Consider the following 13139-nt stretch of genomic DNA (forward strand, 5'->3'; position numbering starts at 1 on the left):
GGTTTGACGCCGGCTGCGGCCTGGGCTAAGCGCCGCCGACCCGCGCGACACGAAACATGTATGGGGGGAAACATGCCCGAGGCAATGATGACCGGCCGCGATCTGTCCGATCTCGGCGTGACCAATCCGGGCAAGCTGAACGTCAACTGGAACGAGCCCGCCCTTTACGAGGAGATCGTGCGCCGCGGCGAGGGCCAGGTGGCCAGGGGCGGCGCCCTCGTGGTGAAGACCGGCCAGCACACCGGCCGCTCGGCGCGCGACAAGTTCACCGTACGCGACGCCGAGACCGAGGAGTCCGTGTGGTGGGACTTCAACGCCTCCATGACCCCGGACCATTTCGACACGCTGTGGGCCGATTTCAGGGCCCACATGGAAGGCCGGGAACTGTTCGTCCAGGAGCTGTTCGGCGGCGCGGACGAGGACCATCGCCTGCCCGTGCGCATCGTCAACGAGCTCGCCTGGCACTCGCTGTTCATCCGTCACCTGCTGCGCCGTCCGCACATGGACGAGCTGGCGAAATTCGAAGCCGAGTTCACGATCGTGAACCTGCCGAGCTTCAAGGCCGATCCCGAGCGCCACGGCACGCGCAGCGAGACCGTCATCGCGGTCAACTTCGCGCGCCGCCTGGTACTGATCGGGGGCACCTCCTATGCCGGGGAGACCAAGAAGTCGGTCTTCACCATCCTGAACTACCTGCTGCCGCAGAAGAAGATCATGCCGATGCACTGCTCGGTGAATGTCGGCGAGGACGGCGACGCCGCGGTCTTCTTCGGCCTGTCGGGCACCGGCAAGACGACGCTGTCGGCCGATCCCAGGCGGGTGCTGGTCGGTGACGACGAGCACGGCTGGTCGCAGAACGGGCTCTTCAATTTCGAGGGCGGCTGCTACGCCAAGATGATCCGCCTGGATCCCAAGGCGGAACCGGCGATCCACGCCACGACCCAGATGTGGGGCACGGTGCTGGAGAACGTCGTGATGGATCCGGTCACGCGCGAGCTCGATCTGGACGATGCGAGCCTGGCGGAGAACTCGCGCGGCGCCTATCCGCTGCACTACATCCCGAACGCCTCGGCCAAGGGCACGTGCGGGCATCCCAGGAACGTCATCATGCTGACCTGCGACGCGTTCGGCGTGATGCCCCCGATCGCGAAGCTCACCCCGGCCCAGGCCATGTACCACTTCCTGTCGGGCTACACCGCCAAGGTCGCCGGCACCGAGAAGGGCGTGACCGAGCCAAGCGCGACCTTCTCCACCTGCTTCGGCGCACCCTTCATGCCGCGCCACCCGGCCGAGTACGGCGCGCTGCTGCGCGAGCTCATCGCCGAGCACGGCGTGGATTGCTGGCTGGTCAATACCGGCTGGACCGGCGGCGCCTCTGGCGTCGGGCAGCGCATGCCGATCAAGGCGACGCGCGCGCTCCTGAACGCCGCGCTCGACGGCTCGCTCGCCGGTGCGAGCTTCCGCGAGGATCCCGTGTTCGGCTTCATGGTCCCGACCGCGGTCGAGGGCGTGGACGAGAAGATCCTCAACCCGCGCGACACCTGGTCCGACCCGGAAGCCTACGACGCGCAGGCCGAGAAGCTCGCCGACATGTTCGTGGCCAATTTCGAGAAGTTCGAAGCCCACGTGCAGCCCTATGTCCGCGCTGCGGCTCCCAAGCCGCACCAGGCCAAGACGGCAGCGGAATAGGCTCCGGTCTCGCCAACCGACGAAACGAGAAAGCCCCGGCCGATCGGCCGGGGCTTTCTTACGCGGCTTCAGGAAAGCCTCAGGCGCTGCGCTGGGCCTGACCGCCGCCGGAGCGCTTGCCCCGGCTCGGCCGGCGGCGCTTCTGGCCGCCGCCCTGGGCCTGCTTCTGGCCCTGAGGGCGCGCCGGACGGGCACCGCCCTGGCGCTGACCGCCGCCGCGGCCCTGGCCCTTGCCGGCACCGGGTTTGGGCAGGCCGGCCACGAAGGGCGGGGCGTCGTTGAGGCCGCGCACCTTGAAGCCCATCAGCTTCTCGATATCGGCGAGCAGCGTGCGCTCGTCGGGCGCGCAGAACGCCACGGCCCGGCCCGACGCGCCGGCGCGCGCGGTGCGCCCGATGCGGTGGACGTAGGATTCCGACACGTTGGGCAGCTCGTAATTGACCACCAGCGCCACGTCGTCGACATCGATGCCGCGTGCGGCGATGTCGGTGGCCACCAGCACCGGCGTCTCGCCGGTCTTGAAGGCGGCGAGCGCCTTCTCGCGCTGGGGCTGGGACTTGTTGCCGTGGATCGCGTTGACCTTGTGGCCGTAGGCGGCGAGCGACTTGGCCACCTTGTCCGCACCGCGCTTGGTGCGCGTGAAGACGAGGGTGCGCTTGCCCACTTCCTTCGCCATCAGGTCGGTCAGGGCGGCCGGCTTGTCGGCCGTGTTCACGTACATGACGGACTGATCGATGCGGTCGACGGGCTTGGACTGGGGGGTCACCGAGACGGTCACCGGGTCGTGCAGGAAGTCGTCGGCGAGCTTGCGGATCGCAGTCGGCATGGTGGCCGAGTACATCACCGTCTGGCGCGGCTTGCCGACGGCCTGAAGCAGGCGGCGGATCGCCGGCATGAAGCCCAGATCGAGCATCTGGTCGGCCTCGTCCAGGATCACCGTGGAGGTGAGGTCGAGGCGCGCCTTGCCCTCGCCCATATGGTCGAGCAGGCGGCCGGGCGTGGCCACCAGGATGTCGAGGCCCTTGGCCAGCGCACGGATCTGCGGGCCGGGCTTCACCCCGCCGAAGATCACCGCGTGGGAGAGGCCGGTGCCCTTGCCGTAGACCGCGATGGACTCCGCGATCTGGGAGGCGAGCTCGCGCGTCGGCGCGAGGATCAGCGCGCGGCACGAGCGGCCGGGCGCCTGCTTGTTCTCTTCCAGAAGCCGGGTCAGCAGCGGCAGCACGAAGGCGGCCGTCTTGCCGGTGCCGGTCTGGGCGATGCCCACGACATCGCGTCCGGCCAGCACGGCCGGGATGGATTTCGCCTGGATCGGCGTGGGGGTTTCGTAGCCTTCGTTGCGCACGGCGCGAAGGACGGGCTCGGCCAGGCCGAGTTCGGTGAATTTGGTCAAATCAAACCTCATGGGGCCGCGCGCGAATGCGCCGCGGCCGGTGCGATGAATTTCAGGAGACGTCTGCGCAGATCAGCCGCCGTGGACAGGGCAAAATCGCCCCACGCCCGGACAGTGTCTGGAGCCTTGAAGGCTCCGGCCGATCCGATCGGGCCCGCTGGAAGGTGGCAAACCACCGTCTCTACGCCGCGAACCCATGCGCTTGATGCCTCATATGGCGAGGTTCGAAGGCGAAAGCAAGGCATGGGCGCGATAACGCGAGTGTGATCCAGATCCGGGTGCGTGAAGTGTAATCTTTCGAACACCCTTGTGGCCGGGAGGATTTCGGATGCGGCGGACCATCGGCATGGCTCTCATCGGGCTCGTGACCTCGGCTGCGGCACTGGCGCAGGACGCGCCGGAGCGCAGTGCCGAGGCCGTCGCCATAGCCGAACGCGCCGCGGAGGCGCTGGGCGGGGCGGAGCGGCTGCGCGCAGCCGCGGCGCTGCGCTATCACGTCGACGGACCTGCCCGGATCGCCTCCCAGGGGCCCGCCCCCGACGAGCCGGCCGACTATCGCTATCATGTCGATTTCGCCCTGTCCTTCGCGGACGGCCGGGCCGTGGTCACGACCGGGTTCGCGTTCGGACCCTCCCGGTTCGAGAGCACACGCCATCTCGACGGCGAAACGGTGCGCGGCGCAAACGAGATCGCCCGCCATGCGCGCCTTTCACCGCACGCCATACTCGAAGCGTTCCTCGATGAGCCCGCCAGCCTGACCCTCATCTCGCGCGACCCGGACACGGACGTGATCGCAGGCGTGCTGGGACGCCAGCTGCTCCGGGTGCACATCGACAGGCAGACCGGCCTGGTCGAACGGGTCGTCTGGCCGATCGACGATCCGCGCCACGGCGATGCCCTCGCGCAGGTGAGCTTTGCGGATTATCGCGAGGCCGAGGGATGGCGGCTGCCCGGACGGGTGCGCTTCGAGGAGGCCGGACACGAGGTGTTCGATCTCGCCTTCGAGATCTATGCCCTGGGCGCGGGGGCGATGCCGGTCACGGCGTCCGATGAGGCTCCTGCTTCGCCCGGCCCGGGCCGCGGATCGCCTCCGGGCGACAGCCATGTGTTCGGCAACGGCGTGGTGGCGCTCTACGACGTGGCCGGGGCGGACTATCACTCGCTCGCCGTGCAGACCGAGGATGGCGGGCTGCTGATCGAGGCGCCCGGCTCGATCGGGGACGGGCTGAACCAGCTTCGGCGGGCCAGCGAGGCCCTGGGCGGGCCGGTGACCCTGATCGCCTCCACGCACCACCATGGCGACCACTCGGGAGGGTTTCCCGGCGCGGTGTCGCAGGGCGCCGACGCGATCGTCGCGGCCGGCCATGCGGGCTATTTCCGCGATGCCGCGACCGCACCGCGCAGTTTCAGTCCGGTCCGGTTCGAACCGGTCGAGGACATCACCCTCCACACCGTTCCGGCCGGAGGACGGCGCGAGATCGGCGGGCGGGTCATCGCCTACGATGTCGGGAACGTTCACTCGCGCGAGCATCTGGTCTTCTTCGTCCCCGATGCCGGCGTGCTCTTCCAGAGCGACATGGCGGTATTCCTCTGGGACGGTTCGGTGGAACCGGCCCGCGATCAGGCCTGCCGCCTGCTGGCCTTCCTGGAAGCCGAGCAGCTGCCCGTCCGCACGATCGTCGGCGGCCACGGCCGGCCGGGCACGCTCGAGGACTTGCGCGCCGCGGTCGCCCTGCGAGAGGCGCCGTGCCCGGCGCGCTGACAGGGACAATCGCGGCACGAAAACGCCGGCCGCAAGGGGCGGCCGGCGCAAGGCTCAGGCGGTGCCGCTTCCGGCTTATCCGCCGTTCACCTTGATGCGCTTGATCGGCTTCCTGGCCGAAGCCGAGCGCGGGACGGTGATATCCAGGACACCGTTCTTGAAGCTCGCCTTCACCTTGTCGGCATCGGCCTCGAAGGGGATGACGAACTGGCGCATGAAGGTGCCCTGAGACCGCTCGACGACGTGATAGCGGCGGCTTTCGTCACTCTCCTCACGCTGGTGCGAGCGTTCCGCCTTCAGCGTCAGCACGTCGTCGGCGAGATCGAGCTGGATGTCCTTCTCCTCGATACCCGGCAGCTCGGCCGTGATCTCGAGGCCTTTCTCGGTCTCCACGACATCCACGCGCGGCGACATGAAGCCGGTCGAGCTCACCGACTCCGAGAGCGGCCAGCCGCGCACGAAATCGTCGAACATGCGGTCCATCTCCCGGCGCAGGCTGAGAAACGGATCGCGCGTGCCCGAGGTCGCGACGTCGGTGTCGCGGTTGAACGGAATGAGGGATCCAAGAGCCATGGTTACACCTCCCTTGTCTGACAACGGTTGATCATCAGGATTTCAAGAAGGTGCCCGGGCGCGATCCGAACGCAGCTCACGCCCGGTACCCGATCGATGAGCTAGGTGAGGGTCTTTCCAGTTTCAAGAGGGGGCCCTACTCCACCGGCCTCAGGTCGAGATCGTGGAAATTGTAGGAGAAATCGGCGCCCGGATTGACCGTGTCCATGGCGACGGACTCCACCTCTCCGTCATGGCCGAGAGTGAAGGTCACATAGGCGTCCGCGCCGAGGCCGGGCGTCGCCCAGCGCGCCACGAAGGTGTTGAAGCGCACATGCTCGAGCGGGCCGTGCAGGGAGGGCGAACGGCTCATGATCATGTAGAGCCCCTCCCCGCGCTGCTCGATCTCGACGGTGCCGTACCAGACATCCTCGTAGGTGCCGGCATAGGCCGCGAGCGGCAGGCTCGCCGGACCGTCCGGGCCGGGCTCGACGGCGGCCTCGCCGCCGCCATGGGCGGGCCCGCTCGCGACGCGTTCCTCGACGATCGAGATATAGTCCGGCCGTTCGTCCTCATCCTGCGTGAACAGGAGCATGAGGCTGTCAGCGATGGCGGCCATCGCGGCGGTCTGGTCGTTGGCGAGGATGACGACGCCCGTCTCCTCCCTCGGCAGGAGGCCGACATAGCTCACCCCGCCGGCCGCCGCGCCGGTGTGGGAGGCGAGCAGCGTGCCGTGATAGTCCTGCACGAACCAGCCGAGCGCGTAGGCCTTCAGGTTCGTGCCCCGGATGGTGCGGTCGGTGTAGCCGGTGCGCATGGGCACGACCGGGGCCATCAGCTCGGCAACCGTTTCCTCGGAGAGGATGCGCGTGCCGTTCGGCGCGACGCCCTCGTCGAGGAGCGTCTGCGTCCACAGGGCGAGGCCGTTGGCGCTGCACACGCCCGAGCCGGCAGGATTGGCGCGGGACGTATCGCGCGCTGCCGGGACGGCAACCCCGGAAAGGCCGCCCTCGCGGGCATGCGGCTCGGCGAAGTCGTGGCGCGCCGTCAGCCGGCCGTTCATCGCAAGGCAGTCCTGCGCGCCGATGGCATCGAAGATGCGGGTCTGGACGAAGTCTTCCCAGGGCTCTCCCGTCACGCGCGTGACGATCTCCCCGGCGACGACATAGAGGATGTTGTCGTAGGCCCATTCGCTGCGGAAACTCGAGGCCGGCTCGATGTGCGCCAGCGCGGCGAGGATGTCCTCCACCGTGCCGTTGCCGTCCGGCCAGTGCAGGAGATCGCCCGCCCCGAGCGGCAGGCCGCTCCTGTGCGTGAGCAGGTCGCGCACGGTGAACTCGCGCGTTACCCAGGGATCGGACATGCGAAACTCGGGGATGTAGTCGATCACCCGCCCGTCCCATTCGATCAGGCCCTCATCGACCAGGATGCCGAGCGCGGCCGCCGTGATCGCCTTGGTGGTGGACGCCATCTGGAACAGCGTGTCGGGGTCGACCGCGCCGCCGCGCTCGACATGCTTCACGCCGAAGCCCTGCGCGTACACGAGTTCGCCCCCGCGCACGACCGCGACCGAGAGCCCGACGGGCGCGAAGGTCTCCACCGCGCGCGTGACGATCGCGTCGATCTCGGCGGTCTCCTGGGAGGTTTGCGCACCCGCGGGCGCACAGATCGCACTGACTGCACAGGCAAGCGCCGGCGCGCTCGCGAAAACGGAATTTCTCATCGTCTTCTCTTCCAACCGAACGCCCTTCCCCGTCGAAGGACCGTTCCGATTTACGGGCCCCGTACCGCCCGGTCACGTGAAGATCAGGTAAGCCAGCAAGGCAAAACCGTGGCCTGACGCGCTACGCGGCGCGGCCGCGAGGAACCGGCCGGGGCGAAGACGCATTCCAAGGCCTGACCCAAGCCTCGCGGGAGCGCACCCATGGCCTCGAAATCCGACATTCTCGACGTGCTGCTCGCCCGCCACGGCAAGACCTTCTGCTCCGAACTCGGCATCCGGATCGAGAGGAACGAGCCCGCCCCGCTCTTCCAGTGGCTGGTAGCGTCGAACCTCTTCTCCACCCAGATCAGCTTCGAGCACGGCGCGCAGGCGGCCAGGGACCTGTTCGACGAGGGCCTCACCACGCCGGAGAAGATGGCCGAATCCAGATGGGAGACGCGGGTGGGGATCCTCAACTCGGCCGGTTATGCGCGCATGGACGAGAAGTATTCCAGCTATCTCGGCGAGATGTCCGAACAGCTGATCGAGACGTATGACGGCGACCTTCGAAACCTGCGCGAGGCGGCGGAGCAGGATCCCGAGGAGGAGATCGCGCGCCTGAAGGCCTTCGAGGGGATCTCGAAATCGGGCGCCTCGATCTTCTGCCGCGAGGTGCAGCAGGTCTGGGACGAACTCCATCCCTTCGCCGACGACAAGGCACTGGAAGCGGCGAACGCCCTCGATCTCGGCGAGGATGCACGCTCGCTCGCGAAACTCGTCGACAGGGAGGACTTCCCCCGTCTCGTCGCCGCGCTGGTACGCGCCGGCCTGGAAAACGATATCAAGGATATCAGGGACGCGGCGTGAGGCGGTCCCGCGGCTCCATCTTGCGGCCGGCAGGGTGTGTGGCATACTAAGATTGCGCAACATTCGCAATCGCACCTCCGACGATGTCAGTAATTTTATTGCGGCTTTTTCGGCCTTCGATGCTGGCTGGCGCCATTCTGAGCCTGAGTGCCGGGAGTGCCGCCGCCCAGAGCCACGACGCAGGCGCGCGCCCGAGCGGGGCAATCGAGATCGAACAGCCCATTCTGATCGATCAGCCCGGCCTCGGCTTCCGCCTGCCGCCGGGCTTCCGCGCCACGGTCTTCCACCAGGGCATCGAGAACCTGCGCTTCTTCGCGGTCAGCTCGGAAAACGTCGTCTACGTCATCCGCAACAAGCGCGGCCTGTTCGGGCCGGGCCTCTACGCCCTGAAGGACGAGGACGGGGACGGCGTGGCCGACCGCGCGGAGGGCTTCGGCGATTTTGCCGGTTCCGGCATCGCCATCCGCACCGACGAGCAGGGCCGCGAATGGCTCTACGCCTCGGCGACGCGCGAGGTCTTTCGCTGGCAGCTGCGGCCGGGCGACCTCGCCCCGTCGGGGCGGCGCGAGCGCGTCGTCCACGGATTCCCCAGAAACGGGGTCGAGCATCCCTGGAAGCCGATCACGTTCGACGGCGAGGGCCGCATGTACATCATGGTCGGGGCGCCCTCGAATGCCTGCATGGAGCAGCGGCGCACAAGGGGTTCGCCGGGCATGGACCCGTGCCCGCAGCTCGAGCGCCAGGCCGGGGTCTGGCGCTTCGACGCGGACCGGCTGAACCAGCGCCAGGAGGATGGCGAGCATTTCGCGACCGGGCTGCGCAACGCCATCGCCTTCGCCTGGAGCACGCGCCAGGACGGGCTCTACGCTGCCCAGCACGGGCGCGACTTCCTCAACCGCTATTTCCCCGAGCTGTTCACCCAGCGCGAGGGCGCCGAGCTGCCGAGCGAGGAATTCCATCGCATCGACCGGGGCGATCATCTCGGTTGGCCCTATTCCTACTACGACCAGATCGCCGGCGAGCGCCGCATCGCCCCGGAATACGAGCCGGAAGGCACCCCCGGTCGCGGCCGGAACCGGACGGAGGCGTACAAGCGGCCGGTCTATGGCTTTCCCGCCCACTGGGCACCGAGCGGGCTCGCTTTCTTCGAGGCGGACACCGGCTTTCCCGACATCTATCGCGACGGCGCCTTCATCGCCTTCAAAGGGGGCTGGGGACCCAATATCCATCCGCCGCAGGAAGGCTACCGCGTCGTCTTCCTGCCGCTGCACGAGGGCGAGCTCGCCGCCGAGCCGATCGTGTTCGCCAACGGCTTCGAGGGCCCGCGTCCGCCGGGCTACCCACCCGACCTGCCCTTTCCCGCCTCGCGCAATGACGGGGCACTCTCCCCGCAGGGCCTCGCCTTCGCGCCCGACGGCGCGATGTATCTCGGCGACGCGATGGATCTCAATATCTGGCGCATCACCTACGAGGGCGATGCGGCCGCCGAACGCGACCGCGAACGCGCCGAACTGCGCGCCGAGATCGACGCCCGGATCCTCGCCGAGATTGCGCCGCGACCGAGCGGCCCCGCCGCACGCCGCGCGGTGGTCGACCGGCGGTCGCCAGGCCAGCGCATCTACGAGAGCGAGTGCGCGGCCTGCCATCAGCGCGACGGGGGCGGCGTGGACGGCTTCGCCCCGCCCCTCGCCGGCTCGCGCATTCTCGAGCGCGACCCGGGCGATCTCGCCTATTTCGTGCTCAACGACAGGGGACCGAGCGACCGCTGGTCGACCGTGATGCCCGGCTACCGCTTCGGCCCGCTCTCCGCAGAGGAGCTCGCCGCCGCCCTCAGCCATGCCCGCGAGCGCTTCGCCGACGAGGGGCCGGTGGACGTCGGCCATGTGGAGGAGGCGCTCGACGCCTTCCCCGACAGCGAGCTCTAGGCAGGCGCTGTGCCCGTCTCCGAAAAAGCAAAAGCCCCCTCGATGAGGGGGCTTCGCCGGAACTTGGGTGCGGGGGCAGGATTTGAACCTGCGACCTTCAGGTTATGAGCCTGACGAGCTACCGGGCTGCTCCACCCCGCATCAGGGATGTCTTCCAAATCGGCGCCGCGGCCTTCTTCAGAAGAGGCGTGTACGTAGCGACTGCGCCGGGCCGCGTCAATGGCGGGTGCTGCATCGGCCCGCGGCGGGGGCAAGTCCGTGCAGCGCGCACCAGCACGCGGGATTTCCCAGGCGAATGCACCGCCTTCCGATGACCGCACCCCGAGGCGATGCCGCTCCCGGGGTGGGCACGAGCCGGCCCCGCGGCGCTACCTGACCGGGGACGGCGCAGGCCAGGCCTCGCCCCGGCCCGCCGTCTCCCGCGCCGGGCGATGGATATGAGCCGCCGCCTCGCCAACGGCCGGTCCGGGGCTTCGTCGAGGCCGGCAAGGCACAGGCCGGAACGCAAAACGCCCCCGGCCTAGCGGCTCGGGGGCGTCTTGGTGACATTGCAAAGGAGGACAGGTATCGAACGGGCGGACCGGGCGGCGACCTACTCTCCCATGTCTTAAGACATAGTACCATCGGCGCTGAGGGTCTTAACGGCCGTGTTCGGGATGGGAACGGGTGGGGTCCCCTCGCTGTAACCACCCGGTCGGCGCGTTCGATACGGAAATCGTAGAGACAAACTGTATGTATTGGGTGACCGATCGGACAACATGTCACGGACGAAGCGATCGCCGTGCATGAGTGTCATAAGATCAAGCCGATCGAGCTATTAGTACCGGTCCGCTCCACGCATTGCTGCGCTTCCACTTCCGGCCTATCAACGTGGTGGTCTTCCACGGCTCTGATAGGGATACCTGGTTTTGAGGGGGGCTTCCCGCTTAGATGCTTTCAGCGGTTATCCCGTCCGCACTTAGCTACCCTGCTATGCTGCTGGCGCAACAACAGGTCCACCAGAGGTGCGTCCATCCCGGTCCTCTCGTACTAGGGACAGCTCCTCTCAAGTATCCGACACCCACGGCAGATAGGGACCGAACTGTCTCACGACGTTCTAAACCCAGCTCACGTACCGCTTTAATTGGCGAACAGCCAAACCCTTGGGACCTGCTCCAGCCCCAGGATGCGATGAGCCGACATCGAGGTGCCAAACAATGCCGTCGATATGGACTCTTGGGCATCATCAGCCTGTTATCCCCGGCGTACCTTTTATCCGTTGAGCGATGGCCCTTCCACGCGGGACCACCGGATCACTATGGCCGTCTTTCGACTCTGCTCGACCTGTCAGTCTCGCAGTCAGGCTGGCTTATGCCATTGCACTCAACGAGCGATTTCCGACCGCTCTGAGCCAACCTTCGCGCGCCTCCGTTACTCTTTGGGAGGCGACCGCCCCAGTCAAACTACCCACCACACAGTGTCCCGGGACCGGGTTCACGGTCCGCGGTTAGACATCAGCGAGGACAAGGGCGGTATTTCAAGGATGGCTCCACGAGAACTGGCGCTCCCGCTTCATAGCCTCCCGCCTATCCTACACATGTCATCGCTAATGCCACTGTGAAGTTGTAGTAAAGGTGCACGGGGTCTTTCCGTCTGACCGCGGGAACCCCGCATCTTCACGGGGAATTCAATTTCGCTGAGTCTCTGCTGGAGACAGTGGGGAAGTCGTTACGCCATTCGTGCAGGTCGGAACTTACCCGACAAGGAATTTCGCTACCTTAGGACCGTTATAGTTACGGCCGCCGTTTACCGGGGCTTCAATTCGGAGCTTGCACCCCTCCTTTTAACCTTCCGGCACCGGGCAGGCGTCAGACCCTATACGTCGTCTTGCGACTTCGCAGAGCCCTGTGTTTTTAGTAAACAGTCGCCACCCCCTGGTCTGTGCCCCTGGACACTGCTTGCGCAGCGCCAGGCTCCCTTCTCGCGAACTTACGGGAGCAATTTGCCGAGTTCCTTCAGCAGAGTTCTCTCAAGCGCCTTGGTATGCTCTACCAGTCCACCTGTGTCGGTTTCGGGTACGGTCTAATGCGGGAGCTATTTCCAGGGACGCCTTGGTTGCCCACCCAATCCGATAAGGGTGAACAACGTCCGGAATCCGTCACTTCCCGCTGGCCCAGGAATATTAACCTGGTTCCCATCGACTACGCCTTTCGGCCTCGCCTTAGGGGCCGGCTTACCCTGCGCTGATTAGCATTGCGCAGGAACCCTTGGACTTTCGGCGAGAGTGTCTCTCACACTCTTTATCGCTACTCATGTCAGCATTCTCACTTCCGATACCTCCAGGCGCCCTCGCGGGTCGCCCTTCGCAGGCTTACGGAACGCTCCGCTACCGCTCTTTCGAGCCCGCAGCTTCGGTGCAACACTTAAGCCCCGTTACATTTTCCGCGCAGGAACGCTTGACCAGTGAGCTGTTACGCTTTCTTTAAAGGATGGCTGCTTCTAAGCCAACCTCCTGGTTGTCTAAGCATTCCCACATCGTTTCCCACTTAGTGTTGACTTGGGGACCTTAGCTGGCGGTCAGGGCTGTTTCCCTCTCCACAACGGACCTTAGCACCCGCTGTGTGTCTGCCGTGCTGTACTCCTCGGTATTCGGAGTTTGGTTAGGTTTGGTAAGCCGGTGAGGCCCCCTAGCCCATCCAGTGCTCTACCCCCGAGGGTAATACACGACGCTCTACCTAAATAGATTTCGCGGAGAACCAGCTATCTCCGAGTTTGATTGGCCTTTCACCCCTAGGCACACGTCATCCCCGTCTTTTTCAACAGACGTGGGTTCGGTCCTCCAGTGAGTGTTACCTCACCTTCAACCTGCACATGCCTAGATCACTCGGTTTCGGGTCTCATCCCTCGAACTGTGCGCCCTATTCAGACTCGCTTTCGCTGCGCCTACACCTACCGGCTTAAGCTTGCTCGAGAGACGAAGTCGCTGACCCATTATACAAAAGGTACGCCGTCACCCTTTCGGGCTCCGACTGCTTGTAGGCGTCCGGTTTCAGGATCTGTTTCACTCCCCTCGTCGGGGTGCTTTTCACCTTTCCCTCACGGTACTGGTTCGCTATCGGTCGGCAAGGAGTACTTAGGCTTGGAGGGTGGTCCCCCCACGTTCAGACAGGATTTCACGTGTCCCGCCTTACTCAAGTCCAATGAGATTGTTACCGCGTACGGGGCTGTCACCCGCTACGGCCAGCCTTTCCAGACTGTTCCGCTCACGCA

The 13139-nt window shown here is 66.2% G+C and carries 7 protein-coding genes, 1 tRNA gene and 2 rRNA genes (1 of these 10 only partly in view); 4 read left to right on the top strand and 6 right to left on the bottom strand.

Annotated features, from left to right (window positions below):
• Positions 1-72: 72 nt before the first annotated feature.
• A complete protein-coding gene (locus JW792_RS08685; RefSeq protein ID WP_135996095.1) occupies positions 73-1689 on the top strand; it encodes a phosphoenolpyruvate carboxykinase in 1617 nt (538 codons plus the stop codon).
• Between the two features lie 79 nt (positions 1690-1768).
• On the opposite strand, the gene JW792_RS08690 is transcribed toward JW792_RS08685, so the two are convergent.
• Positions 1769-3082: a DEAD/DEAH box helicase gene (locus JW792_RS08690; protein ID WP_135996094.1), complete on the bottom strand. Its 1314-nt coding sequence runs from the start codon at positions 3080-3082 to the stop codon at positions 1769-1771.
• A gap of 328 nt (positions 3083-3410) precedes the next feature.
• On the opposite strand from JW792_RS08690, the gene JW792_RS08695 reads away from it, so the two are divergent.
• Entirely contained in the window at positions 3411-4844 is a 1434-nt protein-coding gene (locus JW792_RS08695; RefSeq protein ID WP_135996093.1) for an MBL fold metallo-hydrolase, read from the top strand.
• 75 nt (positions 4845-4919) lie between these two features.
• On the opposite strand, the gene JW792_RS08700 is transcribed toward JW792_RS08695, so the two are convergent.
• On the bottom strand, positions 4920-5417 hold the full coding sequence (locus tag JW792_RS08700; protein ID WP_135996092.1) for an Hsp20/alpha crystallin family protein: 498 nt from the start codon (positions 5415-5417) through the stop codon (positions 4920-4922).
• Between the two features lie 136 nt (positions 5418-5553).
• A complete protein-coding gene (locus JW792_RS08705; RefSeq protein ID WP_135996091.1) occupies positions 5554-7119 on the bottom strand; it encodes a serine hydrolase in 1566 nt (521 codons plus the stop codon).
• Positions 7120-7320: 201 nt separating this feature from the next.
• Here JW792_RS08705 and JW792_RS08710 point away from each other — a divergent pair, with 201 nt between their 5' ends.
• Together JW792_RS08710 and JW792_RS08715 are read left to right on the top strand one after the other, a co-directional pair.
• Positions 7321-7965 (top strand): hypothetical protein, encoded by a 645-nt coding sequence (locus JW792_RS08710; protein ID WP_135996090.1) that lies wholly within the window; start codon positions 7321-7323, stop codon positions 7963-7965.
• Between the two features lie 119 nt (positions 7966-8084).
• Positions 8085-9890, top strand: coding sequence for a PQQ-dependent sugar dehydrogenase (locus tag JW792_RS08715; protein WP_158291607.1), 1806 nt, complete (start codon positions 8085-8087; stop codon positions 9888-9890).
• Positions 9891-9954: 64 nt separating this feature from the next.
• Here the strand turns inward: JW792_RS08715 and JW792_RS08720 are convergent.
• The 3 genes from JW792_RS08720 to JW792_RS08730 all read right to left on the bottom strand — a co-directional run.
• A tRNA-Met gene (locus tag JW792_RS08720) sits at positions 9955-10031 on the bottom strand.
• 438 nt (positions 10032-10469) lie between these two features.
• Positions 10470-10584: ribosomal RNA gene (gene rrf / locus JW792_RS08725) — 5S ribosomal RNA — on the bottom strand.
• A gap of 102 nt (positions 10585-10686) precedes the next feature.
• Positions 10687-13139, bottom strand: a 23S ribosomal RNA gene (locus JW792_RS08730) (it continues 332 nt past the right edge of the window).

It is taken from the genome of Marinicauda algicola, assembly GCF_017161425.1.
Lineage (GTDB): Bacteria > Pseudomonadota > Alphaproteobacteria > Caulobacterales > Maricaulaceae > Marinicauda > Marinicauda algicola.